Raw genomic sequence first — 26,518 nt, forward strand, 5'->3', positions numbered from 1 at the left:
TCGCAATTTATTCTTATATTTTCGTCATAAATGCAATTTATATTCAGAATAATGATTTTCGCATGTACTGCCCCATCTTAATGCAAAAGACTATTTTGTACTGATTTCATTTCATTGCCTGCTCTTTTTATTTCATTGCAATCCCATTCTCTTTAAGTTTCTCCAAGACAATTGACGTATTTAAGTTACTGACACCAAAATCACTCGACGATAAAATCCCAATCAGCTTGACCATCTCATCTAAGTTTTTAACCGCAACCTTGAGTGCAAAATCATAACTCCCCGTCAACTTATGAATATCTTTGACTGCGGGCTCATGCAAAAGAAAGTCAACAAAGCGATCATGTGTTGCATCATTATAATTCTGCAACTTTACTTCAATAATACCCATGATCGGGGTTGGATCAGCGCATAAAGCAACCTGAGCATAATAGCCTGTGATTATTTTTTTCTGCTCAAGATAAATTCGACGGCGTGAACATTGTGAAGTCGACAACCCAACTAATTCAGCTAATTCTTGATTGGCCAAACGACCATTTAATTGTAAATGATGAATAATTTTCTGGTCAAAATCATCAAGTTCTTCGATCATGAAACTCTCAGTTATGGGGTTGCATTGCTAAATAAACAATGAAAATACATGGTGATGAGCAGTTTAACGTTTTTAGCGCGAACCTCACAAGTTCATGGAAAAATCGCGGAGGATTGAATCCGTTGAATGCCCTGCGCCAGCATCGCTTGCCAAGCCTGTTGCAATGAACCATTTAAATCTATTGCTTTACATGCATCTTCAACCACATAGGTTTTAAAACCAAAATCTACCGCATCCAAAGCCGTCCACGCCACACAAAAATCCGTAGCAATCCCCACAATATAAACCGTGTCAATTTGATGCTCTTTTAAGTAGCCATTTAATCCTGTCGGTGTCTTGCGATCGGCTTCCATAAAGGCTGAATAACTATCAATGTCCTGATGACATCCTTTGCGAATAATGAGCTGAGCCGTTGGTATATTTAGCTCAGGATGGAATGCCGCATCATGCGAACCTTGTACACAATGTTTAGGCCACAACACTTGCGTTCCATAAGCCAACTCAATGGTTTCAAATGGCACTTTATTAGGGTGATTTTCTGCAAACGAAATATGCTGCTCAGGATGCCAGTCTTGAGTCAGCACCACATGTTCAAAGCTTGGCGCAAGTTGATTAATCAATGGAATAATTTGATCTGCATTGGCAACTGCTAAGTTTCCACCAGGCGTAAATCCATTTTGTACATCCACCACGATAAGTGCAGTATGTTTCAAGTGTACTTGCATTTGATCATCCAACATTTCAGCTAAAGCCTCTCTTTGTACCATACGCTGCTCTCAAGCATCTGACTACAGTGAGTCATTAACTTTATAAGATGAAAATCAGTCAAGCGAAAGATGCATTAAAGTTTCTTACAGTTTAACGAAAGCGTATTGTTCTTATGTCTCCGATCAGTCATAATTTGCATAATTGTCATTCAACGTGGCTTAATTGTTGAACGACCAATCAAAATACTGCATCCATCCAATATTTCGTTTTAATTACTTCAATCTCGGATGGGAAAATAGGATATTTTTTTAAAATGACTCAGCTAGCACAAAATATACAAGGCTCAATTGTCGCAATCGTTACCCCAATGTTTGAACATGGTGGTGTAGATTGGAAGAGCCTTGAGAAGCTTGTTGAGTGGCATATCCAACAAGGCACACATAGTATTGTTGCTGTTGGAACAACAGGCGAAGCGTCTACATTAAGCATGGAAGAACATACGCAAGTCATCAAAGAAGTGGTTCGTGTTGCCAATAAACGTATTCCAATTATCGCAGGCACAGGTGCAAATTCGACTCGTGAAGCGATTGAACTCACCAAAGCTGCAAAAGAACTCGGTGCAGATGCCGCACTGTTGGTGACGCCATATTATAATAAACCGACCCAAGAAGGCTTATATCAACACTACAAAGCAATTGCTGAAGCTGCTGATATTCCACAAATTCTTTATAATGTTCCAGGCCGTACTGGGGTAGATTTGCAAAATGAGACTGTGATTCGTCTTGCAGATGTTCCAAACATTGTCGGAATCAAAGATGCCACAGGCGACCTCCCACGTGGACAAGCACTGATTGAAGGTTTAAATGGTAAAATGGCCGTCTATTCAGGTGATGATGAAACTGCTTGGGAACTGATTTTACTCGGTGCGAAAGGCAATATTTCTGTTACTGCGAATGTGGCACCTAAACAAATGAGTGATGTTTGTGAAGCGGCATTGGCTGGCGATAAAGCAAAAGCACAAAGTTTGAATCAACAAATTGCAAATCTACACAATATTTTGTTTTGCGAATCAAACCCAATTCCTGTGAAATGGGCTTTGCATGAGATGGGATATATGAGCACAGGTATTCGCCTACCATTGACCCCGCTTGCAGAACAATATCGTGAACCTCTCCGCACAGATTTAAAAGCTGCGGGAATTATTTAATACGAGCAATTTATGATGCAATTACGTGTTGGTGTTGTCCTAGTCATTTCAGCGTTAAGTTTAGCTGGTTGTGGCCGTTTCGCCCTCAATAATCATTCTTTGGATTATAAGAAGGCAGAAGCACTTGAACCACTTAAATTCCCTGAGGGCGCAACGGTTAGACCATTTACACCTTTGTATCCTGCTCCAACAGTTGATCCACTGGCGATCGAACATGCACCAACGTTTGAAAACAAAACTGGCAACCGTTATGCACTTCCTCGTCCAGATGGTATCCAAATACAAGCGAGTAATACCGAAGAGAGTATGACCGCGCTTGGTCGTCCTCAGTTAGTGATGGATGGAAATAGAAATCCATTACTGAAAGTGGAAGGCCCAACCGCTGCAGCGTGGCAATATACCTTTGCAACGTTAAATAGCTTGAACTACAAAGTGATTTCACAATCAAACAATGGTTATGAAGCCACGATTCAAGTCAATGAACAAAGCTATTTATTGAAGCTTTCTGCGGTAGGCTCAAACAATACCGTTGCCCTCTTCAAACTTGACACAACCTTTGCAGAGCAAGCCATTGCAACAGAAGTGTTAACCCAGATTTACCAAAATTGGCCAGCCTAGTCGTTTATTAGGCATATTTTTTCAAAAAGGTTCCCCCATGTTAAAACAAACCTTGCTCTATACTGGTAAAGCAAAATCTGTATATGAAACAGACAATGCCGACCACCTGATTTTAGTCTTTCGCGATGATGCCTCTGCGTTCAATGGCGAAAAAATCGAGCAATTAGATCGTAAAGGCAAGGTCAACAACCGTTTTAACGCCTTCATCATGGAAAAATTGGCTGAAGCGGGTATCGAAACACATTTTGAGAAGTTACTTTCACCAACAGAAGTACTGGTGAAAAAACTTGAGATGATCCCTGTTGAGTGCGTGATTCGTAACTACGCTGCTGGTTCATTGTGCCGTCGTTTAGGCGTTGAAGAAGGCAAAGTGTTAACACCACCGACTTTTGAATTGTTCTTTAAAGATGATGCGCTTGGCGATCCAATGGTCAACGAATCTCAAGCGATTGCGTTAGGTTGGGCAACTGCTGACCAACTTGAAAAAATGAAAGAGCTCACTTACCAAGTCAATGATGTGCTTAAAGCATTATTTGATGCGGGTAATATGATTCTGGTTGATTTCAAACTTGAGTTTGGTGTATTCCATGACCGTATCGTACTAGGCGATGAATTCTCTCCAGATGGTTGCCGTTTGTGGGATAAAGACACCAAGAAAAAATTAGATAAAGACCGTTTCCGCCAAGGTTTAGGTGGTGTGGTTGAAGCATATGAAGAAGTGGCGACACGTTTAGGCATTAATTTAGACGATCTTTAAGCCACTCTGAAATGTCAAAAAAACCAGCTTCGGCTGGTTTTTTTATGGTTATGAGAACATATCAGGATTAGGTCTTATTTATACATCTTCAGCATGCGAATGTTGTGCCCTTGTCGACATCCAACATAAGATCGAACCCAAACACACCATAAAAGCGCCATACCAAAAAGATAAGCCCAGTGGGGTATTTAACAGGATCGCGGCAAAAAATGCAGAAAATACTGGGATAAAATAAGAAGCCCCAGCCAACAACGTTACATTGCCATACAAAATGCCAATATTCCATGCCGCATAACCGAAGCCCATAGCTGCGGCTGCAATTAGCAAAATAATTGAAGCTTGCCATTCAAACTGGAACGCGCCTCCCCCCATGAGTAGATATTTAATCCAGAGCACAATCGCAACCAGAATAAAAAATAAGGTGATGCCATTACTGCCATTGGCAATTCTTGCAGTAAGCGTGCAATAGGCTGCCCACAAAAGCGTTCCAATAAATGCTAACCCATAACTAAGTGGATTGTTTTGAATGTTCTGCCACATACCAATTAAATCAAAGCCTTGCTCACCGCCTAAAACCCAACAAATCCCCAATAATGAGATGACAAAGCCAGGAATGATCAAAAAATTGGCTTTTTGTTGATTAAACAAAATGGCGGCCACCATGGTAAACGTGGGCCATAGATAATTTACCATTCCAACTTCAATTGCTTCTCGATTATTGTTGCTATAACCAATCGAAAGCGATAGGCAAATTTCGTAGGCCACAAATAAAACACTACCCCAAATTAAATATGTTCTAGGGAATGTTCTGAGGCTGCTCCAACCAACCGAGAAAAATAGAAAGATTGAAGCGAGCGTATAGATCAGTGCTGCACCACCCACTGCGCCAAAATGACTACTAACATCCTTGATCAAAGCAACGATCAAGCTCCATAAGAAGATCGCAAGTAATCCAATGAGTGTGGCTTTTTTGGGGTTCATTACTGTTGCTGTTGTTCTTGCTGCCAACGACGTTGTTGTAAACGTTCGGCCTCAACCTCACGTTTATTTCGCGCTGATTCATACAACTTTGTACCTTTCAACTCTGGCGGTAAGTATTCCTGCAACACAAAATGTTCTGGGAAATTATGTGGATATTGATAATCCACACCATAGCCCTGTTGTTTCATTAACTTGGTTGGTGCATTCCGCAAATGTAATGGCACTGGTAGATTTGCGGTCTTTTCAGCCAACTCTAAAGCCCGATTAATCGCTAAATAAGTACTGTTACTTTTCGGGCTAGTGGCTAAATAAACAGCGGTCTGTCCTAAAATAATACGCGCCTCAGGTATGCCCACTGCTTGTACTGAACGGAAGCATTCACCTGCCAGTAATAATGCATTCGGATTGGAGTTACCAATATCTTCTGAAGCCGCAATCAACATACGACGCGCGATAAACACAGGATCTTCGCCGCCTTTGAGCATACGTGCCATCCAATACAAGGTTGCATCTGGATCACTGCCGCGAATAGACTTAATAAATGCCGAAACCACATCGTAATGTTGCTCACCCGATTTGTCATAACGCGCAATATTTTGCTGCGCTACTTTTATCACAATGGCATCAGTGATGATATTTTCGATATCAGCCTCAAATGTGCTGGCGATCAAATCAATCAGGTTCAATGCTTTACGAGCGTCGCCCGCAGCAAATTGAGTCAGCGCATCATATTCTTCAATTTGAATAAAACGTTCTTTTAAGAATTGATCGCTTTGTATGGCCTTGTTCAGCAGTGTTTGAATCGCATCCGCGTCCAGACTATTGAGGGTATACACCTGACAGCGTGATAAAAGTGCACTGTTGACCTCAAAAGAGGGGTTTTCAGTGGTTGCACCAATTAAGGTGATCTTGCCTTTCTCAACGGCATTGAGTAAGGCATCTTGTTGCGATTTATTGAAACGATGAATCTCATCAATAAAGACCACTGGTGTCAAGTTGAGTAGATCACCACTTTCCGCAATCACTTCACGTAACTCTTTCACGCCTGTATTGAGCGCAGATAAGCTAATAAAAGGACGATCTACCGCTTGAGCCAGTAATAATGCAATCGTGGTTTTCCCCACACCCGGTGGTCCCCAGAAGATAATCGAAGGTAGATGTCCCTGATCAATCATTTGACGTAACGGTGCATTTTCACCGAGCAAATGATCTTGTCCAATAATTTCGGACAAGTCACGAGGACGTAAACGTTCAGGTAGAGGAATATGCGTATCGGACATTATCAATGGCTTTATGGTCTTTTACCGTAGTCTATTGTGTCTGACTCAAATCTACAATTTGAATCTGCGATCAACTGATCATTCTATCGAACTTGTTGCAGTTGAATGAGCTGCTCGATGCTTCGATAGCTCGCTTTAATGCGTTCTGCATTTGGGAAATTGGTGTTGGCGAGCATCACAATCCCAATTTTTTGTTGCGGAATAAACGCAGCGTATGCACCAAAACCATTGGTCGCACCAGTTTTATTAAAGAACGTTGCTGGTGAAGCGATCTTCGGCTGTTTGATTGGGGTAACAGCATGGCTTTCCAATGCCATTTTGCTGGAATTCCCATCCAACAAGGTCTCTAGTTTCACTGGGTATTGATACTGTTCCCAGCCTAAGCCTTGAGTCATTGAGCCAACTTTAAAATAACCAACATGGGTATTTTCAATGGCTTTACGGATGGGCTGTTGCAACTGTTGCACATTGATCTGTGTATCCAGAAATTTTAGCATATCCGAACTACTACTTTTCACGCCATAGGCTTCTGCATCCAGCATACCCGCAGAAACACGCATGGCTTGATCAGCTTTATATCCCCATGCGTACTTCGACATGTGCTGTTCTGGTACATTGATAAAACTTTGTGTCATTCCCAATTGAGGAAAAAGCGTTTTCTCAACCAATTCTGGATACGGTTTTTTCATCGCCAAAGCCGTAACATAGCCCATCAAACCAATACTCGGATTGGAATATTGTCGTGTCGTCCCTACTTGGCTTTTCGGCTGCCATGTTTGGTAATACTTCAACATATCCTGCTGTTTCACGACCGAATCAGGAAACTGGAGTGGGAAGTCACCCGCACTGTAAGTGCCAAGGTTGAGGATGGTGGCGCGGTTGACGGCGGTATTCTTTAGTTCAGGAAAATACTTGGCAGGATGATCAGAGAAAGATAATCGCCCTTGCGCCTGAGCATAACCCGCTAAGGTTGCATTAAAGGTTTTACTGACTGAACCTAATTCAAACAAAGTATCGCTGCTAACAGCTTGTTTACTTTGCTTTGAAGCCAGACCATAGTTGATGAAATAATGTTGACCATTCAAAGTCACTGCGACTGCCATACCTGGAATTTTATATTGTTCTAACAATGGTTTAAATTGTTGATCAAGCACCTGTTTGACTTGTTGCTCCGTCAGTTGTTGTGCCCAAAGCATCGAATTGCACGACAAAAGTCCTGCAATCAACAATAATTTTTTCGAAGGCATCGCGAGAGGGTTCGACTTCATCATTCATCATTTCACTTTAAGTTAAAATTTAATTGGTACTGAGTTTGAGTAATTTGGCTTGCGGACCATCTTCGATCACCCAAATCGAGCCATCCTGAGCTTGGTGCAAGCCCCGAATTCGTTGTTTCATATCCAGCCGCTGAACTTCTTTTACAGGTCGAGTATTTAAATCCACCACCACAATGGCTTTAGAGGACAAACCACCGATTAAGGCCTTTTGCTGCCATAAAGGAAATTCTTTGCCTGTATAAATGATCATACTTGAAGGTGAAATAACAGGTGTCCAATCAATTTCAGGTGCTTTAAATTCTGGGCGAGTTTGATGATCTGGAATCTTCAAACCTGAATAGTGGTCTCCATTCGAGACAATTGGATAACCATAATTTTCACCCTTAACAATGAGGTTCAGTTCATCGCCGCCTTCAGGGCCCATTTCGACCACCCAGAGCTGTTGTTTCGTATCAAATGCCATGCCGAGTGGGTTACGGTGCCCAAGGGACCATATTTCCGCAGTCACGCCTCCTTGTTGGCTAAATGGATTATCTGCCACTGCTGTTCCATCATCATTTAACCGTAAAACTTTACCCAGATTACTTTTCATATCCTGCGCTGGATCAAATTTTTGTCGTTCTCCTGAACTCACCCACAACTTGCCATCAGAACCAAATAGCATGCGATGACCATAATGTCCCTGTCCTGAGACTTTAGGCACTTGTTGCCATATTGTTTTTACATCCGTAAGTTTCGGTTGTGCTGGATTTGATAAATCAAGTTTCGCTCGTGAAATCACAGCGCCATAGCCACCTTGCCCTTTGGTCGCGTAACTCAAATAGATCCAATGGTTTTGCTGAAATTTCGGATGTAAAACAACATCACCTAAACCACCCTGACCACCATAACTCACCGTCGGAACACCTTGCACATCCAGACTTTGCTTAGTTTTCGGGTCAATTATTTTTAATTTTCCTTTGCGTTCAGTAAGCAATATGCGTTGGTCAGGTAAGGTGGTCATCGCCCACGGTTCATTGAATTGAGCAATGGTTTCTACTTGATAAGATTGTTGTTGGATTGCTGTTTTTGAGCTCTGCTGTGCAGCATTCGATTCTGGCGTTTTAGAGTTGGTATTATTTGCACCACAGGCTTGTAAAAATATAAAACCACCACATAAAAGTGGGGTTGCGACTCGCTTCATCATCATTTTATATCTCCCTCTTATTTGTTCTAATAGTACGGGGATTGACGAATAAAACTGCTGTAAAAGTGTTGTTTTTATTTATAAAGAATCCATTTGCAATCCAGATCAACGCACCCAACGAACAATATAATCTTCGATCTGTTCTTCATCGACATCACTTTCTGAAATACATCGTCCTGCTGCTGATTTCTTGGCCCGAATCACACTTTGACGTGAACCTGTATTGAGATAATGCCATGAGGGTAGGTTTTTCCCTTCGCTTAAACGACGATAAGCACAACTTGGTGGTAACCATGTGATGGTCTGCAATTGTTCAAGCGTGAGCTGAATACAGTCAGGAACATGCTGCTGACGCTGTGCATAATCAGAACAACTGGCTGTTGTACAGTCCAATAACTTGCACGCCACTTTGGTATAAGCAACCTCAGCCGTTTCCTCATCTTCAAGCTTAATCAAACAACATAAACCACAGCCATCGCACAATGCTTCCCACTCAGCATGCGTGAGCTGATCAAGTGTGTATTGTTTCCAAAAATTTGGACGAAGTTCGATGGACATACCAAGGCTTTCATTTTAAGCGAGCTTTTTATTATAGCATTCATCCATCATTAACTTGGTTTTCAAACAGATTATCCGATTAACATTTCTTAATCTATTCAACATTTCAACCACAGAAACACCACATTTAGCTCAAAAAACACACGCTATAGTGGAAACATAACGATAAATTAGGAGGAAACACATTATGTTCCGTTGGGCCATTATTTTTGCAGTAATCGCACTGATCGCCAGTTTATTAGGTTTCGGTGGTGTTGCGGGCTTATCAAAAGATTTTGCAGTTATTTTACTAGTCGTTGCTGTTATTTTGGCAATCGTTGGTTTCTTATCTAGAGGTAAAGTCTAGATATTTATTAACAATGAATAAAAAAAGAAGAATCTCGGTATTCTTCTTTTTTTATGCTTCATCATTTTCCTCTTAGTGATCCAAGACCTCAAAATTTGTACCTTGGCGAGGTCTTCAATTTTCCGATTTTATGCTTTAATCGATACATTCTAAAAATACAGATTAGGATTTAAAAATGAGCTTCCCGATTACCACACGTGAAATTGAATACACCGCTGCCGATGGTCAACGTTTGATTGGTTATTTTGCAGCCCCAGAGATTGCTACGCCTATTGCAGGTGTCATTGTTGCACCTGAATGGTGGGGCCGTAATGAATATACTGAGCAACGTGCCCGTGAGCTTGCTGAGCATGGTTACGCGGCTTTAGCGATCGATATGTATGGTGATAAAAAAGTCACAACTGCTGTTCCTCAAGCATCTGAATGGATGAATCAGACTTTTGAACATGCCGATACCATTGTCAGTCGTGCGCAAGCGGGTTTAGCAACACTAGCAGCTCAACCGGAGGTTAATGCTGAGAAACTGGCGGCTATTGGTTTCTGTTATGGCGGTAAGGTTGTGCTTGATTTAGCCCGTTCTGGTGCAGATGTAAAAGCCGTCGCAACCTTCCATGCAGTGCTCAGTCCTAAAGCGCCAGCACAGAAAGATCAAGTGAAAGCTGAGATCTTAGTGCTGCATGGTGAACTTGATAGCATGGTAACTTTAGATGATGTGGCAAGTTTCCGTCAGGAAATGCATGATGCTCAGGTGGATCATGAGGTGATCATCTTTGAAGATGCTAAACATGGTTTCAGTAATCCACTCGCTGATGAACGTGCCAAAGCCAACAATGTTGACTTGGGCTATAACGCTGAAGCAGAGCGTCAAGGTCTTGAAGCGATGTATGAGTTGCTAGATAAACATTTAAAATAATCGGTAAATAATTGGCTAGATGATTTTTCAAAACTTAAATCCGAGTTAACATCATCTTGATATCTAAACCCTCGATAACAGTTGCTCGTGCAAAGGCGGCATGGATGCCGCCTGTTGGGCTGCCTTGCGCTAGTTTCAAAGCGTTGCTTTAAAATTGCTCAGGATGTAATGTCAGTTCAATAAAGCATTTTTGCTTACTTTTCATCCTTGAAAAGTAAGGCGAGCCGCAGGCTGATGAAAAAATTACATGCCGCCCACCCACAAGTAAATGCTTCGGCTTATATCAGCAAATGTTTAAGAGAATTTAAATTAGAACGTCGTTCTATTTCCGCTATACTATCCTTCTGCTTTTTACTGTTCTAATTCATGCCTGATTTCTCATTTTCCGATGCACTGCTGACTTGGTACGATCAACACGGTCGCCATGATTTACCTTGGCAAGTTGCGGATGACCCCTACAAAGTTTGGGTATCAGAAATCATGTTACAACAGACCCAAGTCAAAACCGTTCTACAATATTTCGATCGCTTTATTGAGCGCTTCCCGACCGTTGAAACCCTTGGTCAAGCCAGTTGGGATGACGTTGCTCCGTACTGGGCAGGATTAGGTTATTACGCCCGTGCGCGGAATTTGCACAAAGCCGCAGCGATCGTCAGCCAACATGGAAAGTTCCCCGAAACATTAGAACAATGGATCGAACTCCCTGGTATCGGTCCGTCTACCGCAGGTGCGCTGATGTCACTTGGTCTACGCCAATATGGCGTGATTATGGATGGCAATGTAAAACGTGTTTTAGCACGGTTCTTTGCGATTGAAGATGATTTATCTAAGCCAGTGCATGAGCGTGCTTTATGGAACATTGCCGAGCAGCTATGTCCCCACGAGCGTAATCATGACTATACCCAAGCGATTATGGATTTGGGTGCAACCGTTTGCACACCGAGGAAACCATTGTGTTTATATTGCCCGATGCAACAACATTGCCAAGCCTATCAACAAGGCTTAGAACAACAGCTTCCTTTCAAAAAAGCCAAAAAGCCTGTCCCTGTCAAAACGGCTGATGTGCTGCTGATCCAATCAGGTGATGAATGGTTATGGCAACAACGTGAATCCCACGGTTTATGGGGTGGCTTATATTGCTTACCAATCATTGAGCAAGCAACCGAATTACAACAGATTGAGCGACACTTCAAACTTCAAGCTCAAGTATCATCTGTACAGATAAGCCATAGTTTCACTCACTTTACTTGGCTATTGCATGAAAAACTGTTCCACGTGGAACATGATCAAAAGGAACAACTCAGTATCGAACTCGGTGGTATCTGGTTAAATCCTACCGCTGCCATTGCCAAAGGCGTTCCAACAGCCATGAAAAAATTGATTACAGCGAAACCAAAGGCAGAAGACATTAAGTAAATTATGATCTGTCCAATGACAAGGAGTTGATGTGCATCATCCAATCCGCTATACGGTTCTTGGTGTATTCATGGTGTTTCTTTCAGCGTGTAGCACTGCCCCAAAAAAACCAACACCATTGCCCAGTGTCCAACTGAATAAACTTCAAACAATGCGTTTAGACAGTCGCTTGCCCATCCCTGTTAAAGGAGTAAGCCGCAGTGAATTACGGGATACTTGGGGTGCTGCGCGTAGCCAAGGTCGTAGCCATGAGGGCATTGATATCATGGCAGAGCGTGGTACGAAAGTGTATAGTGCAACCGATGGGCTGGTCGCTGATTTACGCAACAATAATTTAGGTGGCAAAGTCATTTGGATCCGTGGACCAGCAGGCTCATGGCATTATTACGCACATTTAAATGGGCATAAACGTGGTCTCAATGTCGGCGATTATGTCCGTAAAGGTGATTTCATTGGTTATGTCGGCAACACGGGCAATGCACGCCACACTGCCCCACATTTGCACTATGGCATTTATTTAAATGGCAAAGGACGTGGTGCAGTCAATCCATACCCTTATTTACGTTAGGAACACGCAATGTCAGAAGTATTAATCGAACGGCTGGTTGAATTTGCAGAGTCTGGAAATCAGCAAAAAATCATCATCAATGGAACCAGTTATCAAGGCTGGATCATGGAAATCACTGAAGATGCATTATTGATTAGTACAGGCTTTGCAGATAAAACAGGCAAAGACTTTTGGCTTAAATTTGCGGATTTAGACAGCGCTGAATTGTATTATTGGGATACACATGCTGATGAATGGCTGGTATTTAAAATTTAATTAAATCGATTAAAACCGAGCAGCGAACAACGATTATAGAGATGGCATGGATGCTACATCTCACCCTGAAAAACTTGCGAAGCTTTGACTACTTTTCAGATCATGTCTGAACAAAATTAAAATATATTTCAACTAAAGTGCATGATCATGTAGGCTGATGATAGAATCCAATCATGACTCAACAAGACATCACAAAGATTCTTAAAAAAACCCATCAAAAACGAATTTCATAAAAAATAAGGAGTGGTTTCATGTCCCCTCAACGCTGTGGTTGGTGCTCTAACGATCCACTCTATATCGCTTACCATGATGAAGAATGGGGCAAAGCTGAGCATGATGAAGCCCGCTTATTTGAGATGCTCTGTCTCGAAGGACAACAAGCCGGCTTATCATGGATTACCGTACTGAAAAAACGTGAAAACTATCGCTCACATTTCTTCCAATTTCCGATTACAGAAATCGCCGTACTGACAGATGATCAACTTGAAAACAAACTCAGCGATGCTGGTTTAATTCGTCATTTGGGCAAACTCAAAGCCATCCGAGACAATGCCATTGCTTGGCTCAAACTCAAAGATGAAGTTGATGATGTGGTATTTTGGCTATGGAGCTTTGTTGATCAGAAAATCTTAGAGAATGATGTCGTAAATTATCGCGAAGCCCCTGCACAAACTGAGATCAGTCAAATACTTTCCAAAACACTGAAAAAACGTGGTTTTAAGTTTGTAGGCCCAACCACCTGCTATGCGTTTATGCAAGCTGTAGGTATGGTCAATGACCACGAAAATGATTGCTATTTTAAATAGTTTCTTTAAATTTTCCTTCAATAGGAGTTGCTATGAGCAATAACCTCATTCGTGCTTATGCTGCAATGCAAGCAGGAGAACAACTGGTTCCTTACCAATTTGATGCAGGTGAATTACAAGCGCATCAAGTTGAAGTCAAAGTGGAATACTGTGGTCTGTGCCATTCTGACCTGTCTGTGATTAATAATGATTGGCGCTCAACAAGCTATCCTGCTGTTGCGGGGCATGAAATTATTGGCAGCATTGTTGCGCTTGGCTCAGAAGCCAAAGGACTCAAAATTGGTCAACGTGTCGGCATCGGCTGGACCGCGGAAAGTTGCCAAGCCTGCGATCCATGTATTGGCGGCAATCAAGTGCTATGTACAGGTGAAAACGTGGCGACCATCGTGGGACATGCTGGTGGATTTGCAGAGAAAGTCCGTGCAGGTTGGCAATGGGTCATTCCCCTGCCAGAGGATTTAGACCCTGAAAGTGCAGGACCATTACTTTGCGGTGGCATTACGGTTTTTGATCCTTTACTTAAGCATAAGATTCAAGCGACACATCATGTTGGGGTGATTGGTATCGGTGGCTTAGGTCATATTGCGATTAAATTACTCAAAGCGTGGGGCTGTGAAATTACTGCATTTAGCTCCAATCCTGAGAAAACCGAAGAACTCAAAGGCATGGGCGCAGACCATGTGGTGAATAGCCGTGATGCGCAAGCGATCAAAGCCCAACGTGGTAAATTTGATTTATTGCTTAGCACGGTAAATGTGACGCTGAATTGGCAAGCCTATCTCAATACACTTGCACCGAATGGCTGCCTACATTTCTTAGGGGTGACTTTAGAACCGATTCCTGTTTCCGTTGGAACGCTCATGAACGGGGCCAAATCAGTCACCTCTTCTCCAACAGGCTCCCCTTTGGCATTACGCCAGCTGCTACAGTTCGCAGCCCGTAAACAGATTGCACCGCAAATTGAGTTATTCCCAATGTCTCAACTCAATGACGCCATTAAGCGACTTCATTCAGGCCAAGCACGTTACCGCGTCGTGCTCAAAGCTGACTTCGACTAACTCAAAGGTGGTTCCAAACTCTGTCTGACCCAATCCGCCAACTGTTGAATCGCTTGGCGGATTTCTTCTGTAAAGGCATGTCCTGCATTTAAGCGTAGATAATGTTGATAACGCTGATCTTCACCAAATACCTCTCCAGGTACAATATTAATGCCCTTGCTTTGCGCCAAATAGTACAGCTCCAAGCCTGTAATCGTGGTTGGCAACTGCATCCACAAAGCATAACCGCCTAGAGATTGGCTTAATGCAATTGGAATGCCTTGAAAGGTCTCTAGAATACAGGCACGATACTGTTCCACCTGCTGCATCAACCTAGGTCTCAACTGATCTAAATGCTCACGATAAGCACGGCTATAAATAAAATCTGCCAACCCAAGCTGTAAGGGTGTATTCACCCCAATATTATTCGCCAAAAATTGAGGGCGTAGATGCTCAAGTTGTTGCCCCAAGCAAAACCAGCCGACACGGTAGGCACTGGATAAAGACTTCGATACAGAACCACACAAAATCACGTAACCTTTTCGATCCCAGTGGCGAATCGGTAATGGACGTTCTTTTTGATAGCTACATTCGGCATAAATATCATCTTCCAAAATAAAACATTGATACTGCTCAGCCAGCTCAGCAATCCGCTGTTTCTGTTGATTACTCAAGCAATAGCCCAGTGGATTTTGAAAATTGGCGGTCAACAAGCATAGCTTGGCACTACCCTGCTGCATAAAGAATTCTAAGCGCTCTAAGTCAATACCTCGATGATCTGCAGGAATTTCAATAATTTTGCGTTTCAATCCTGCAAGCAACTGCAACTGACCATTAAAAGTCGGCGTCGGAATCATAATGCTATCGCCTTCTTTGCTCATCTGTTGAATCAGTAAAGAAATCGCAGGCAAACAACCATTGCTAATAAAAATATCGTCGGCTGCGATGTACACCCCATCCTCACGCCAGTGGTCAGAGAGTGCCTGACGTAATTGCTCATGTCCCTGTTTATTGCAATACAAAAAGTCTTCAGGCTGGCAATGCTTCAACGCTCGTTGCAAAGAACGGCGCAAACCATCGACAGGAATCAAATGCGGAGAAAGTTGAATCGCACCCAATGGGGTTAAATGACTTTGAATTGAGGCGGTCTGAATTTGATTCTGCAAATCCAAATTGGAGACTTGCCGAGCCATGGATTCAAATTGAGGGCTATCTGGAATGGGACTTTGATATTGCCTTGAGCTGACAAAATAGCCAGATTTTGCTTTCACATAAATCAATCCTCTTGCTTCCAACAATTCATAGCATTGTTGTGCAGTGCTTAAACTCACTTTTTGCTGACGTGCAAATTCTCTTAAAGAACTCAACTTATGTTGTGGCTGTAATTCATGCTGATAAATTTTGTGTGCAAGCTGTTCTGCAAGGCGTTGATATTGAAAAGTCATTTTCTGTACTGCTTTTTTAAAAATTTCTGTATCTGTATTGGTTTATACAACACCATTAAGCTATAAAAATCAACTACAGGAGGATAAGGCAATGAAAAATAAACGCTTATTTATATTATGTAGCATCCTATTTACGGGCTGCCAATTTACCGATCAGCATGCTTATCAACAGCAACAGGTCTGTAAAAGACTTGCTGAGGGGTATTTAACCACGCAAAACCAGCAGAGCTATGAGCTTTGGAAACTTGAACAAGGTCCGGCACAGGAACAGCAACATACGCTCAAATTGACCTATAAAAAACCCAATGAAAATGGGCTGATTTTGTCGGGTGTATATTTGCCTACCGTTGAGCTTGAATGTACTTTAAAAAATCAGCAGATCATGGTTTCAGTCATTCAAGCCAAAGGTGCATTAGTTCCAGTCTTGAATGTACAGCTTCAGAATGAGGCTATTGGCAAACCGAAAAGCCCTGACTTAATTGCTCAGTCAAAAACTCAATAAATAAACGGACACGCTTCGGCAAATGTTCTTGTTGATAATAAACCGCATGGATGCTTTGGTATGAATGCTCAATTTGATCCTCAAATAGCGCTTCTAAACGACCTTCTTTTAGGTCTTTCCATATCTCATATTCTGATAGCCGTGCGATTCCCTGCCCCCGCAAGCATAATTGTCGCACGGTCTCCCCGCTAGATGCCTTCATTTGAGCTTTTGCCAAGAAATACGCATGATCCACTTTAATCGGCCATGTATTGATATAGGCAGGGCGAGTAAAGCCGATCAGATCATGATCAGACAGTTGTTTTGGCTGATCTGGTTTTCCCTTACGTCTTAGATAGTCAGGGCTGGCAACAATATAGACTCGGCTTTTACACACCAATTTGGCATGTAAACTTGAATCATGCAGTTCACCGAAACGGAATGCCACATCGGTTTTATGTTCGAGTAAATCAATCACCAAATCATTGCTGTTTATTTCTATTTCAATATTGGGATAGCGTTGTCTAAATCCATGCATCAACGGCGCAATCACATGCAAGATAAAAGGCGTCGCGGAATCAATCCGTATCAAACCAGAGGTCGCCTGATCTGATCGTTGTAAAGCTTCTTCTGCGGCATTTAAGTCATTGAGTATTTTACGGGCATGATCGAGAAACTGTTGCCCTTCTTGGGTAAGTTTTAATTTACGCGTGGTTCGCTCGACTAAAGTCACTTCTAGTTTTGCTTCTAAACGACTCAATGAACGACTCAGTCCAGATGAGGTCTGCCCTAATTTTTCTGCGGCAGCAATAAAAGAACCCGTGTCCACAATACTAATAAAAGCAACCAATTCCTCTATTGTTGATTTCATTGCAATGCTCAATTGTTGATAATTAATCAACTATATTTTGCAAATTCCTGTATTTTTTAGCAACAATAATCGTCGCAAAATTGCACCTATGAACTGGATACGCTCAGTTGAGCAAAACAAGATAAGGTGAATAATATGCATATCCCACAATTTGGTTTAGGTACTTTCCGTCTTAAAGATCAAGTGGTGATTGATTCTGTTAAAACGGCCTTGGATGTCGGCTATCGTGCGATTGATACCGCACAAATTTATGAAAATGAAGCCGAAGTTGGGCAAGCAATCGCTGAAAGTGGGGTTGCACGCCAAGATGTGTTCTTAACCACAAAAATCTGGGTCGATAATTTTGCAGAAGATAAACTTATTCCAAGTTTAAAAGAAAGCCTACAAAAGCTGCGCACTGATGCCGTTGATTTGACCTTGATTCATTGGCCTGCTCCGCAATTGGGTGTCTCTATTCCCACCGTGATGCAATTGCTTTTAGAAGCAAAACAGCAAGGTTTAACCAAGCAGATTGGTATCTCAAATTTCAATATTGCCTTAACCCAGCAAGCAATTGAACGCATTGGGGCAGAACACATTGCCACCAATCAAATTGAATTAAGCCCTTATTTACAGAACCAAAACTTGGTCAATTATCTGGCTGAACAAAACATTGATGTGACCTCATATATGACACTTGCCTATGGCAAAGTGCTAAATGATCCGATCCTACTTGAAATCGCCGCACGGCATCAGGCAACCACAGCACAAGTGACATTGGCTTGGGCATTACAACAGGGTTATGCGGTGATCCCATCTTCAACTAAACGTGAAAATCTGATTAGCAATTTGAAAGCACAACAACTACAGCTCAGTATTGAAGAAATGCGGATGATTGCACAACTTGAACGTAATGGCCGCGAGGTCAGTCCTGAAGCATTTGCGCCTGAATGGGATCAATAATATGAGCAGTCGCATTAATCTTCCTTTGCTGGCACTGGCAATTGGTGCATTTGCGATTGGGACGACCGAGTTCTCGCCTATGGGACTATTGCCCAATATTGCCAACGATCTGGGCGTGTCCATCCCCAGTGCAGGCATGCTGATCACAGGTTATGCATTGGGCGTAATGCTTGGTGCGCCGATCATGACCTTGTGGTTCGGCGGCTTTGCTCGTCGTAATGCACTCATTCTATTGATGGCGATCTTTACCATCGGCAACCTGATCGCAGCGTTTGCTCCGAATTATATGAGTCTCATCGGCGCACGCCTGATCACCAGTCTGAATCACGGTGCATTCTTCGGCATTGGTTCCGTAGTTGCCGCCAGTGTCGTTCCAACACATAAACAGGCCAGTGCGGTTGCAACCATGTTCATGGGACTCACCATTGCCAATATCGGAGGTGTACCACTTGCGACGTGGGTGGGGCAAAATATCGGTTGGCGAATGTCTTTCCTTGCGATTTCTGTACTCGGCGTTATCACCATGTTATCGCTTTGGAAAGCCCTGCCTTTTGGCTCTGTTGGACAAAAAACCAATGTAAAAATGGAGCTCAGCGTGCTGACCCGTCTGCCAGTCGTGTTGGCATTGCTCACCACCGTGTTTGGGGCTTCAGCGATGTTTACCCTATATACCTATATCGCGCCAAGTTTAGTTGAGTTCACTCAAGCATCACCATTCTTTATCACCATGATGCTGGTCCTCATCGGGATTGGTTTCTCAGTGGGTAATCATTTCGGCGGTAAATTTGCTGATTTATCGATTGATAAGACCTTAATTGGCTTCTTGCTGTTATTGATCGTACTGATGCTCATTTTCCCGATCCTCGCACAAAGTCAGTTGGGTGCTGCGATTGGTTTGGTAGTTTGGGGTGCAGCAGCCTTTGCGATTGTTCCACCCTTACAAATGCGGGTAATGTCCGTTGCCCATGAAGCATCAGGACTCGCATCTTCAGTCAATATTGGCGCTTTTAATCTGGGCAATGCCATTGGTGCGGCCGCAGGTGGGATGGTACTCAGTCTCGGCTTAAACTATACATCGGTTTCCATGATCGGTGCGCTATTAGCAGGCATTGGTTTAATCTTGGTGTTCATTCAAATCAAACTCTCACGCAAACACAACGCCCAGTATCAACAATGCCCTCAAGTTTAAATTAAAAAAATACCTGATTTAAATCATAAATCAGGTATTTTTTATTTCAACAAATCAGGTAATTTCGGTTGTTTATATAATGGATGATGCACTTCTTTTTTCATTTTCATCAGCATTTGATAAGGCTGTTGCTGTACAAACATATTGACAAAACTCAACGGAATCGCCCCTGCTGGATCTGCATAACCACTGGTGGAAACTTTGACCTTATTTTCCGCAACTCTCTGAAAGGTCCAATCCCCCTCATAGCGACTCAAGCGGATAATGTCAGGCTGTTCAGGATAATCATACTTAATCGCTTGATTCTTAATACTAATGCTACCATCCGCATTTTTACTCATTTTGCCTTTAATCACCACATCACGGTCTTTGAGCGGAAATGGAAAATCCAGCACCATGTACAGAATAAACTCACCCTTTTTCTCGTCACGAGACAACAGTTGTGCTTTACCGACATAAGGTACCCATTTCGGTGTGCGCTCCACATCCAGTACCACTGCCACCGCACGCTCTAGCGGTACATCAAACGTGGTTTCAGCTTTATACTGAAACACAGGATTATTTTCTGTTTGATAGGTCCAAACCTTAATATCATTGCGATGTAGGCTAAGTTTTGCAGTTTCTGCTGTCGCACTTACAACTACGCTGGTGACACTTAATAGCGTAGCGAGAACAATCTGTTTTTTATTCATGGCATGCTCAATTGTTTTAATGATGGTGAGAACTTGCTGCACTTTGCTCTGGATGCAAAGCTCAACAAGCTCTTTTTATAGTGCAAAAAAGTAAGATTTTATACTTGAATATCGTTAAAACCTAAAACATCTTTCATATCATATTTACGTGCTTCACGTCCCACCACCCATGCAGCAGCACGCACAGCACCAGAAGCAAAGTTCATACGATTGGTGGCTTTGTGCGTCACTTCAACACGCTCACCTTCACCAATAAACATCACTGTGTGTTCACCCACGATATCACCACCACGAATGGTTTCAAAACCAATGGTTTGACGATCACGTGGGCCGGTATAACCTTCACGACCATAGACCGCAACTTCTTTTAAGTTACGTCCTAAGGTATCTGCAATTGCCTCACCCATCATAAATGCAGTACCAGAAGGCGCATCGACTTTATGGCGATGATGCGCTTCAATAATCTCGATATCGACCGTATCACCAAACACTTGAGCCGCCAATTCCAATAGTTTAATTGAAACGTTGACCCCAACGGAGTAGTTGGCTGCGTACACAACAGGTGTTTGTGTCGCTGATTCGTCTAAAAATGCCTTCTGTTCATCTGACATGCCCGTAGTGCCAATCACCATCGCAACGCCTGCTTCACGACATAATTTGAGATGCTGTTCAGTTGCCACAGGTGCGGTAAAGTCGATCACCACATCACAATCTTTTAAAACTTCATTCAAACTTCCCACCACCTTGACACCGATGCTGCCCACACCTGCAAGCTCACCTGCATCCGCACCGACCAAGCTGCTTTCAGGACGCTCAACTGCGGCTGCAAGTTGATAGCCTGCTTGTTGCACAGCTTGAATCAGAATACGCCCCATGCGTCCGCCTGCACCCAAGATTCCTATGCGTGGAGAAGTTGACATAATTTTTCCCAAAGTTTGTGTTTCATGTTTCGTACTATAACCTGAGTTCAATATAAAATCTCGTCTGAAATATGATACTCAATAACGTCATCCACAACCTGCATGGTTTCAGAAAGATGGATGGTTATGTACGATTGATAGATCTAGATAAATGCTAGAAGTGAACAGGTTTTGTGGATGACAATGGTTTTGCCTACTTTTGCCGAAACAAAAGTAGGTCGAGCCTGAACGAAGTTGAAATATATTTCAACTGAAGTGCAAGACATAGTGGCTTATCCTAAAATAGGATGAGAACTCGGCACGACTCCGTTAAGCCTATACAGCCTCATAAGTAAGAAATCAGCAGATATCTTTTGTATAGGCAATTTATTACTTTTGAAGGATCAAAAGTAAACAAAAATCCTCTGTTTGGCTGATGGTACTTCCCTGATACCACAGCCAAACGGGCGGCATCCATGCCGCCAGCACAATAGTAAATGCTGGTTATAATTTCTTATAAATCAAAGAACCTTGAGTTCCTAAAAAATTCCCACAAAAAAACCTGCCGAAGCAGGTTTTTTCTGTTGATGTCGATTAATCAAATAGACGATCAAAGAATGATTTTTTCTTTGGAGAAGAAGTACTGTCTTCACCATCAAAAGAAATCTGTAATTCTTTTAACAACTCACGCTGACGGCTAGTTAAGTTCACAGGCGTTTCAATCACAATACGGCACAGTAAATCACCTTGCATACTGCTGCGCACTGGACGAACACCTTTGCCGCGTAAACGGAACATTTTACCCGTTTGCGTACCTTCAGGAATTTTTAAGCTGACACGGCCATCAAGGGTTGGAATCTCAAGCTCTTTACCCAAAGCAGCATCCGCGATACTGACAGGAACATCCATATACAGATCAGCGCCATCACGTTGGAAAATTTCGTGTTCACGCACCACAACTTCAACGTACAAATCACCTGACTGGCCATCACGAATGGCTTCACCTTTACCGGTTAAGCGTACGCGATCACCATTGTCTACCCCTGCAGGAATGGTCACTTCTAGGGTCTGCTGACGATCAGCAACACCTGAACCATGACATGCATGACATGGATTCTTAATGATTTTACCTTGACCACGACAGGTGCTACAGGTTTGCTGAACAGAGAAGAAACCCTGCTGCATACGCACTTGACCTGCACCGTGACAGGTACGGCACGTTTCTACATCATTCGGGTTTTTAGACCCTTTTCCATCACAGACATCACAAGGGGCTGGCGCAGTAAAGGTAATAGTCTTTTTAATCCCCTTAACCGCTTCCTCAAGCGTGAGTTCCATGACATAGCGTAGGTCTGAACCACGACGTTGACGCTGTTGTTGACGACCACCGCCACCAAAAGCACCACCAAAGATATCGCCAAACTGGCTAAAAATATCCTCTGCGCTAAATCCGCCGAAACCACCGCCACCGCCGCCGAAACCACCTTCGAAAGCGCTATGTCCAGCACGATCATACATGCTGCGCTTTTCACTATCGGAAAGCACTTCATAAGCTTCAGAGGCTTCTTTAAATTTGTCTTCAGCTTCAGGGTTGTCTGGATTTCGGTCTGGGTGATACTTCATCGCCAACTTACGATAGGCTTTTTTGATCTCATCATCACCTGCGGTTTTCGAAACGCCTAAAACCTCATAATAATCACGTTTAGCCATGGTTGGCGGTGCTCCTCACGGAATTAATTCAATTTCTACAAACAAATAGGCTCTGCTGGCATTTTATTTATAAAATGCCAGCAGAGCCTTAATAGGGGCTGTACGATATTTTTACAAGGTCTAATACAATAAAAAAAAGACAAAATTAGAAAACAGCTTTATTTTTAAAGTACTTAGCAACACCTTTTAGCCATGCATTCAACAAAAACAACCATGCAATCAGACTAAATACCACACCTGTGACCGTTGTCGCTGTGACCCAGAGCGTGCTATCCCACGCAACAAAGAACAGTGGGATAAACCATAGCGCTGCAAATAAGGCCATGAGAATAAATAACAGCACATTACGCATAATCCAAAGTGCGTGCGCATGTATCCACACCTCAGCATTATCCACAACTGCAACTTTTCGCGCTAATACATATGCAAAAGCAGCAAATACGATTGTAAATAATGCAAGAAACATGAACACGTAAGAAATCGCCACGTATCGGCGATGCTGCTCAATATTACCTTGCCCCATGCGCTATATCACCTCATTCATTACATTTTGCCAAATCAGCCATGCAATGGAATTCCATTATTTTTTTGGTCTTAAATATAGATGCTACTATATTGAAATTTTCAATATTTCGCACCTCTATTCACAAAATAATTATGTTAGATCTGCTGTTTTCTTGACCTTAAACCACGCTGCGTACAGTGCAGGTAAGAAAAATAAGGTCAGTAGAGTTGCAACAATCAATCCGCCCATAATCGCAACCGCCATTGGACCAAAGAAAATACTGCGGGATAAAGGAATCATCGCCAACACCGCAGCCATTGCAGTGAGGACAATTGGGCGAAAACGACGCATGGTCGCGCCAATAATGGCATCCCATGCAGCGTGCCCTGCTTGTATGTCTTGCTCAATTTGATCAATCAAAATCAACGAATTTCGCATGATCATTCCAGAAAGTGCAATCGTTCCTAGCATCGCAACGAAACCAAACGGTTTGTTGAACAATAATAGAAAAGCCACTACCCCGATCAAACCCAACGGTGCGGTTAATAAGACAATCGTTGCTCTAGACATGCTGCGTAACTGAATCATCAATAGCGTCATCACCACTGCCAAAAATAACGGCATACCCGCGTTGACGGAACTTTGACCTCGTGCAGACTCTTCTATCGTTCCACCGACCTCGAGCAGATAGCCACTTGGCAACTCTGCACGTATCGCTTGCATCGGATCAGCCAATTGTTGAACCACAGTTGCAGGTTGTAACTGGGTTCGAATATCAGCCCGTACCGTAATGGTTGGCAGGCGGTTACGATGCCAAATTAAACCTTCTTCAAAACGTGATTCAATTTGCGCGATTTGCGCCAATGGCACAGTCGTACCATTGCTGGTTGGAACCGATAAACTGGCCAAAGAAGCCACTTCTGCACGCTCGGTTTGATCACCACGCAAACGGATCTCAATCAATTCTCGTTTTTCACGATATTGATTCATGACTGTACCCGTTATCGAAGCATTCAAGAAATTGGCTAAATCAACACTAGAAACGCCCAATTGCCGCGCACGATCTTGGTCAATTTCAATCGCAATGATTTTGCTTGGCTCGCCCCAATCCAAATGCACATTGGTGGTATTTGGATCTTCACTCACAACTTTAGAAACCTGCTGTGCCCATTGACGTACCGTGCCCAAATCTTCACCCGAGATGCGGTATTGCAATGGATAACCTACAGGTGGACCATTTTCCAATAAAGAAACACGCGTCCGTACCTGAGGCAATAAGGCTTTAATTTGTGTCTCTAAAGAACGGCGAATCTCGTCCCGATCATCCAAAGAGGAAGCCAATACCACAAATTGAGCAAAGCTTGCTTGTGGCAACTGTTGGTCTAATGGTAGATAAAAGCGTGGTGACCCTGTGCCGACATAGGCCACATAATTATCAATCCCGTCTTGTTTAGATAGGAATTGTTCCACCTTTTGCACAGCTTGTTCAGTTGCCGTCAGTGACGCACCTTCTTCCAGTTTTAAATCCACCAAAATTTCCGCACGATTTGACGGCGGGAAAAACTGTTGAGGGACCAGTTTAAACATCATCACCGACAACACAAAAATCCCAACGGTAATGGCGATCACCGTCTTACGATAGGTAATACAGATTTCGACCACATGGCGGAAAGACTGATAAAACTTAGTTTGGTATGGATCATGATGCCCCACATGTGCCTGTACCACAGGTGCAGGCTGTTTACGCAATCTCGCCCATAAGCGTAGATACCATGCCGCTTTTTGCTGGTGCTTGCTAAAATCGGGCAGTAATTTTTCACCCAAGTAGGGTACAAATAAAACCGCTGCAATCCATGACACCACCAAGGCAATGGTCACCACTTGGAAAATGGAGCGCGTGTATTCGCCCGTACCTGATTGCGCTGTCGCAATCGGTAAGAAACCTGCTGCGGTAATCAGTGTTCCTGTCAGCATTGGAAAGGCTGTGCTTTGCCATGCAAAGCCTGCGGCTTTGAGCCGACTGTAGCCCTGCTCCATTTTAATCGCCATCATTTCAACCGCAATAATGGCATCATCCACCAACAGCCCCAATGCAAGAATTAATGCACCAAGCGAAATCTTATGTAACCCAACATCAAATAAAGACATTCCTGCAAAAGTCATCGCAAGAACTAAAGGAATCGACAGTGCAACCACTAAACCCGTACGGAAACCCAAAGAAAAGAAACTGACCAATAAAACGATAATCACCGCTTCAGCCAACACTTTTAAAAACTCTTGAATACTGCGTTGCACCGCCACGGGTTGGTCTGACACTTTTTGCAGTTTCATACCCAAAGGCAGGCTTTTTTGTAGCTGGTTAAATTCGGTTTCTAGGTTTTTACCCAGTGCGATAATATCGCCGCCTTTACGCATCGAGACCGCAATCCCGATGCCATTTTCACCCATAAAGCGCATTCTTGGCTGAGCAGGTTCGCTGAAACCGCGGTAAACATCTGCCACATCGCCCAATTGAATGGTTTTATCACCCACTAAGAGCGGCATTTTTTTCAAATCTTCGACGCTGTGTAAATGTCCACTGACGCGAAGTTGGATACGATCTGTGCCCGTTTCAAAGAAACCCGCACTGGCCATGTCATTTTGTTTTTGAATCGCTTCCTGAATCGCAGTGACAGGAACACCGAGTTGTACGGCTTTAGTATTGGACAGTTCAATCCAGATTCGTTGATCTTGCAAGCCAACCAAATTGACTTTGCTCACATCCTTGACCCGTTGCAATTGCAGTTGCAAACGGTCGGCATATTCTTTCATGACGGCATAATCAAAATCTTTGCCTGTCAGCACATAGATATTGCCGAAGGTATCACCGAACTCATCATTGAAAAAAGGACCTTGCACACCACTAGGCAGTTCTGAGCGAATGTCATTGACCTTCTTGCGCACGTTATACCAGACATCAGGAATTTGACTCGATGGCAGGCTGTCCTTCGCCACAAAAGTCACCAAGGACTCTCCGGGACGTGAGTAGGCCATGATGCGGTCATACTGACCCGTGGTCATCAATTCTTTTTCAATCCGATCTGTGACCAGTGTCGAGACTTCTTTGGCGGTTGCACCAGGCCAAAAGGTTTGTACCACCATCACTTTAAAGGTAAACGGCGGGTCTTCACTTTGCGCCAGTTTGGAATAAGACATCACACCGACAATGCCCAAAAGCAGCATAAAGTACAGCACAATCCCTTTATTTTTTAAGGCCCATTCCGAAAGGTTAAATTTCAT

The 26,518-nt window shown here is 43.0% G+C and carries 27 protein-coding genes; 13 read left to right on the forward strand and 14 right to left on the reverse strand.

From position 1 onward, the window contains the following. Positions 1-127: 127 nt before the first annotated feature. Together F903_RS02175 and pncA are read right to left on the reverse strand one after the other, a co-directional pair. The gene (locus F903_RS02175; protein ID WP_005194133.1) at positions 128-592 is read right to left on the reverse strand and encodes an Lrp/AsnC family transcriptional regulator; all 465 of its coding nucleotides are present in this window, start codon (positions 590-592) and stop codon (positions 128-130) included. Positions 593-684: 92 nt separating this feature from the next. Continuing rightward, a complete protein-coding gene (pncA, locus tag F903_RS02180) occupies positions 685-1,317 on the reverse strand; it encodes a bifunctional nicotinamidase/pyrazinamidase (RefSeq protein ID WP_034594740.1) in 633 nt (210 codons plus the stop codon). A gap of 296 nt (positions 1,318-1,613) precedes the next feature. On the opposite strand from pncA, the gene dapA reads away from it, so the two are divergent. From dapA to purC, 3 genes are read left to right on the forward strand one after another with little or no spacing between them, the layout of a single operon-like run. Further along, positions 1,614-2,507 carry a 4-hydroxy-tetrahydrodipicolinate synthase gene (gene dapA / locus F903_RS02185; RefSeq protein WP_005194138.1) on the forward strand — a complete coding sequence of 298 codons (894 nt, stop codon included), beginning with the start codon at positions 1,614-1,616 and terminating at the stop codon, positions 2,505-2,507. A gap of 15 nt (positions 2,508-2,522) precedes the next feature. Continuing rightward, positions 2,523-3,125, forward strand: coding sequence for a hypothetical protein (locus F903_RS02190; protein ID WP_004673592.1), 603 nt, complete (start codon positions 2,523-2,525; stop codon positions 3,123-3,125). A gap of 37 nt (positions 3,126-3,162) precedes the next feature. Further along, a complete protein-coding gene (purC, locus tag F903_RS02195) occupies positions 3,163-3,882 on the forward strand; it encodes a phosphoribosylaminoimidazolesuccinocarboxamide synthase (protein ID WP_005194140.1) in 720 nt (239 codons plus the stop codon). Positions 3,883-3,960: 78 nt separating this feature from the next. On the opposite strand, the gene yddG is transcribed toward purC, so the two are convergent. The 5 genes from yddG to F903_RS02220 form a co-directional block, all read right to left on the reverse strand. Then, entirely contained in the window at positions 3,961-4,863 is a 903-nt protein-coding gene (yddG, locus tag F903_RS02200) for an aromatic amino acid DMT transporter YddG (RefSeq protein WP_005194142.1), read from the reverse strand. Further along, positions 4,863-6,143, reverse strand: a complete 1,281-nt coding sequence (locus tag F903_RS02205) for a replication-associated recombination protein A (RefSeq protein WP_005194145.1) — start codon at positions 6,141-6,143, stop codon at positions 4,863-4,865. The genes yddG and F903_RS02205 overlap by 1 nt, the downstream gene beginning before the upstream one ends. An 83-nt stretch (positions 6,144-6,226) precedes the next feature. Continuing rightward, the gene (gene ampC, locus F903_RS02210; protein WP_005194146.1) at positions 6,227-7,414 is read right to left on the reverse strand and encodes a class C beta-lactamase; all 1,188 of its coding nucleotides are present in this window, start codon (positions 7,412-7,414) and stop codon (positions 6,227-6,229) included. Between the two features lie 25 nt (positions 7,415-7,439). Further along, positions 7,440-8,606 carry a PQQ-dependent sugar dehydrogenase gene (locus F903_RS02215; protein WP_034594742.1) on the reverse strand — a complete coding sequence of 389 codons (1,167 nt, stop codon included), beginning with the start codon at positions 8,604-8,606 and terminating at the stop codon, positions 7,440-7,442. A 105-nt stretch (positions 8,607-8,711) separates the two neighbouring features. Continuing rightward, entirely contained in the window at positions 8,712-9,164 is a 453-nt protein-coding gene (locus tag F903_RS02220) for a YcgN family cysteine cluster protein (RefSeq protein ID WP_005194150.1), read from the reverse strand. 187 nt (positions 9,165-9,351) lie between these two features. Here F903_RS02220 and F903_RS16320 point away from each other — a divergent pair, with 187 nt between their 5' ends. The 7 genes from F903_RS16320 (at position 9,352) to ahr (ending at position 14,526) form a co-directional block, all read left to right on the forward strand. Further along, positions 9,352-9,510: a DUF1328 domain-containing protein gene (locus F903_RS16320; protein ID WP_004656956.1), complete on the forward strand. Its 159-nt coding sequence runs from the start codon at positions 9,352-9,354 to the stop codon at positions 9,508-9,510. 175 nt (positions 9,511-9,685) lie between these two features. Further along, positions 9,686-10,423: a dienelactone hydrolase family protein gene (locus F903_RS02230; RefSeq protein ID WP_005194152.1), complete on the forward strand. Its 738-nt coding sequence runs from the start codon at positions 9,686-9,688 to the stop codon at positions 10,421-10,423. A 366-nt stretch (positions 10,424-10,789) separates the two neighbouring features. After that, positions 10,790-11,839 carry an A/G-specific adenine glycosylase gene (mutY, locus tag F903_RS02235; protein WP_005194154.1) on the forward strand — a complete coding sequence of 350 codons (1,050 nt, stop codon included), beginning with the start codon at positions 10,790-10,792 and terminating at the stop codon, positions 11,837-11,839. A 70-nt stretch (positions 11,840-11,909) separates the two neighbouring features. Beyond that, positions 11,910-12,407 (forward strand): M23 family metallopeptidase, encoded by a 498-nt coding sequence (locus F903_RS02240; RefSeq protein ID WP_171065190.1) that lies wholly within the window; start codon positions 11,910-11,912, stop codon positions 12,405-12,407. 9 nt (positions 12,408-12,416) lie between these two features. Continuing rightward, positions 12,417-12,662 carry a hypothetical protein gene (locus tag F903_RS02245; protein ID WP_004673616.1) on the forward strand — a complete coding sequence of 82 codons (246 nt, stop codon included), beginning with the start codon at positions 12,417-12,419 and terminating at the stop codon, positions 12,660-12,662. A gap of 251 nt (positions 12,663-12,913) precedes the next feature. Next, positions 12,914-13,468, forward strand: coding sequence for a DNA-3-methyladenine glycosylase I (locus F903_RS02250; protein WP_005194158.1), 555 nt, complete (start codon positions 12,914-12,916; stop codon positions 13,466-13,468). A 32-nt stretch (positions 13,469-13,500) separates the two neighbouring features. Further along, positions 13,501-14,526 carry an NADPH-dependent aldehyde reductase Ahr gene (gene ahr, locus F903_RS02255; protein ID WP_005194160.1) on the forward strand — a complete coding sequence of 342 codons (1,026 nt, stop codon included), beginning with the start codon at positions 13,501-13,503 and terminating at the stop codon, positions 14,524-14,526. Here ahr and F903_RS02260 read toward each other — a convergent pair. After that, positions 14,523-15,950 carry an aminotransferase-like domain-containing protein gene (locus F903_RS02260; RefSeq protein ID WP_005194162.1) on the reverse strand — a complete coding sequence of 476 codons (1,428 nt, stop codon included), beginning with the start codon at positions 15,948-15,950 and terminating at the stop codon, positions 14,523-14,525. The two genes, ahr and F903_RS02260, sit on opposite strands and share 4 nt — an antisense overlap. 91 nt (positions 15,951-16,041) lie before the next feature. Here F903_RS02260 and F903_RS02265 point away from each other — a divergent pair, with 91 nt between their 5' ends. Continuing rightward, a complete protein-coding gene (locus tag F903_RS02265; protein WP_005194164.1) occupies positions 16,042-16,452 on the forward strand; it encodes a hypothetical protein in 411 nt (136 codons plus the stop codon). On the opposite strand, the gene F903_RS02270 is transcribed toward F903_RS02265, so the two are convergent. Next, entirely contained in the window at positions 16,400-17,302 is a 903-nt protein-coding gene (locus tag F903_RS02270; RefSeq protein WP_005194166.1) for a LysR substrate-binding domain-containing protein, read from the reverse strand. The two genes, F903_RS02265 and F903_RS02270, sit on opposite strands and share 53 nt — an antisense overlap. 135 nt (positions 17,303-17,437) lie before the next feature. On the opposite strand from F903_RS02270, the gene dkgB reads away from it, so the two are divergent. After that, a complete protein-coding gene (gene dkgB, locus F903_RS02275) occupies positions 17,438-18,244 on the forward strand; it encodes a 2,5-didehydrogluconate reductase DkgB (protein WP_005194168.1) in 807 nt (268 codons plus the stop codon). A gap of 1 nt (position 18,245) precedes the next feature. Beyond that, positions 18,246-19,433, forward strand: a complete 1,188-nt coding sequence (locus F903_RS02280; RefSeq protein WP_005194169.1) for an MFS transporter — start codon at positions 18,246-18,248, stop codon at positions 19,431-19,433. Between the two features lie 41 nt (positions 19,434-19,474). Here the strand turns inward: F903_RS02280 and F903_RS02285 are convergent, their stop codons facing one another. The 5 genes from F903_RS02285 to F903_RS02305 all read right to left on the reverse strand — a co-directional run bounded on the left by F903_RS02285 (position 19,475) and on the right by F903_RS02305 (position 26,518). Next, on the reverse strand, positions 19,475-20,125 hold the full coding sequence (locus F903_RS02285; RefSeq protein ID WP_005194170.1) for an START domain-containing protein: 651 nt from the start codon (positions 20,123-20,125) through the stop codon (positions 19,475-19,477). A 98-nt stretch (positions 20,126-20,223) separates the two neighbouring features. Beyond that, positions 20,224-21,045, reverse strand: a complete 822-nt coding sequence (gene dapB, locus F903_RS02290) for a 4-hydroxy-tetrahydrodipicolinate reductase (protein WP_005194172.1) — start codon at positions 21,043-21,045, stop codon at positions 20,224-20,226. A gap of 573 nt (positions 21,046-21,618) precedes the next feature. Then, complete coding sequence (gene dnaJ / locus F903_RS02295; protein ID WP_004673636.1) at positions 21,619-22,734, reverse strand: molecular chaperone DnaJ; 1,116 nt, start codon at positions 22,732-22,734, stop codon at positions 21,619-21,621. A gap of 145 nt (positions 22,735-22,879) precedes the next feature. Then, positions 22,880-23,257 carry a hypothetical protein gene (locus F903_RS02300; RefSeq protein WP_004673637.1) on the reverse strand — a complete coding sequence of 126 codons (378 nt, stop codon included), beginning with the start codon at positions 23,255-23,257 and terminating at the stop codon, positions 22,880-22,882. A 132-nt stretch (positions 23,258-23,389) separates the two neighbouring features. After that, positions 23,390-26,518, reverse strand: coding sequence for an efflux RND transporter permease subunit (locus F903_RS02305; RefSeq protein WP_005194174.1), 3,129 nt, complete (start codon positions 26,516-26,518; stop codon positions 23,390-23,392).

The sequence above is a fragment of the Acinetobacter sp. NIPH 298 genome (assembly GCF_000369505.1).
GTDB lineage: Bacteria > Pseudomonadota > Gammaproteobacteria > Pseudomonadales > Moraxellaceae > Acinetobacter.

Coding starts and splice junctions, on each gene's coding strand:
- F903_RS02175 (WP_005194133.1), bottom strand. CDS start 592: ATGATCGAAGAACTTGATGATTTTGACCAGAAAATTATTCATCATTTA.
- pncA (WP_034594740.1), bottom strand. CDS start 1,317: ATGCAAGTACACTTGAAACATACTGCACTTATCGTGGTGGATGTACAA.
- dapA (WP_005194138.1), top strand. CDS start 1,614: ATGACTCAGCTAGCACAAAATATACAAGGCTCAATTGTCGCAATCGTT.
- F903_RS02190 (WP_004673592.1), top strand. CDS start 2,523: ATGCAATTACGTGTTGGTGTTGTCCTAGTCATTTCAGCGTTAAGTTTA.
- purC (WP_005194140.1), top strand. CDS start 3,163: ATGTTAAAACAAACCTTGCTCTATACTGGTAAAGCAAAATCTGTATAT.
- yddG (WP_005194142.1), bottom strand. CDS start 4,863: ATGAACCCCAAAAAAGCCACACTCATTGGATTACTTGCGATCTTCTTA.
- F903_RS02205 (WP_005194145.1), bottom strand. CDS start 6,143: ATGTCCGATACGCATATTCCTCTACCTGAACGTTTACGTCCTCGTGAC.
- ampC (WP_005194146.1), bottom strand. CDS start 7,414: ATGATGAAGTCGAACCCTCTCGCGATGCCTTCGAAAAAATTATTGTTG.
- F903_RS02215 (WP_034594742.1), bottom strand. CDS start 8,606: ATGATGAAGCGAGTCGCAACCCCACTTTTATGTGGTGGTTTTATATTT.
- F903_RS02220 (WP_005194150.1), bottom strand. CDS start 9,164: ATGTCCATCGAACTTCGTCCAAATTTTTGGAAACAATACACACTTGAT.
- F903_RS16320 (WP_004656956.1), top strand. CDS start 9,352: ATGTTCCGTTGGGCCATTATTTTTGCAGTAATCGCACTGATCGCCAGT.
- F903_RS02230 (WP_005194152.1), top strand. CDS start 9,686: ATGAGCTTCCCGATTACCACACGTGAAATTGAATACACCGCTGCCGAT.
- mutY (WP_005194154.1), top strand. CDS start 10,790: ATGCCTGATTTCTCATTTTCCGATGCACTGCTGACTTGGTACGATCAA.
- F903_RS02240 (WP_171065190.1), top strand. CDS start 11,910: ATGGTGTTTCTTTCAGCGTGTAGCACTGCCCCAAAAAAACCAACACCA.
- F903_RS02245 (WP_004673616.1), top strand. CDS start 12,417: ATGTCAGAAGTATTAATCGAACGGCTGGTTGAATTTGCAGAGTCTGGA.
- F903_RS02250 (WP_005194158.1), top strand. CDS start 12,914: ATGTCCCCTCAACGCTGTGGTTGGTGCTCTAACGATCCACTCTATATC.
- ahr (WP_005194160.1), top strand. CDS start 13,501: ATGAGCAATAACCTCATTCGTGCTTATGCTGCAATGCAAGCAGGAGAA.
- F903_RS02260 (WP_005194162.1), bottom strand. CDS start 15,950: ATGACTTTTCAATATCAACGCCTTGCAGAACAGCTTGCACACAAAATT.
- F903_RS02265 (WP_005194164.1), top strand. CDS start 16,042: ATGAAAAATAAACGCTTATTTATATTATGTAGCATCCTATTTACGGGC.
- F903_RS02270 (WP_005194166.1), bottom strand. CDS start 17,302: ATGAAATCAACAATAGAGGAATTGGTTGCTTTTATTAGTATTGTGGAC.
- dkgB (WP_005194168.1), top strand. CDS start 17,438: ATGCATATCCCACAATTTGGTTTAGGTACTTTCCGTCTTAAAGATCAA.
- F903_RS02280 (WP_005194169.1), top strand. CDS start 18,246: ATGAGCAGTCGCATTAATCTTCCTTTGCTGGCACTGGCAATTGGTGCA.
- F903_RS02285 (WP_005194170.1), bottom strand. CDS start 20,125: ATGAATAAAAAACAGATTGTTCTCGCTACGCTATTAAGTGTCACCAGC.
- dapB (WP_005194172.1), bottom strand. CDS start 21,045: ATGTCAACTTCTCCACGCATAGGAATCTTGGGTGCAGGCGGACGCATG.
- dnaJ (WP_004673636.1), bottom strand. CDS start 22,734: ATGGCTAAACGTGATTATTATGAGGTTTTAGGCGTTTCGAAAACCGCA.
- F903_RS02300 (WP_004673637.1), bottom strand. CDS start 23,257: ATGGGGCAAGGTAATATTGAGCAGCATCGCCGATACGTGGCGATTTCT.
- F903_RS02305 (WP_005194174.1), bottom strand. CDS start 26,518: ATGAAATTTAACCTTTCGGAATGGGCCTTAAAAAATAAAGGGATTGTG.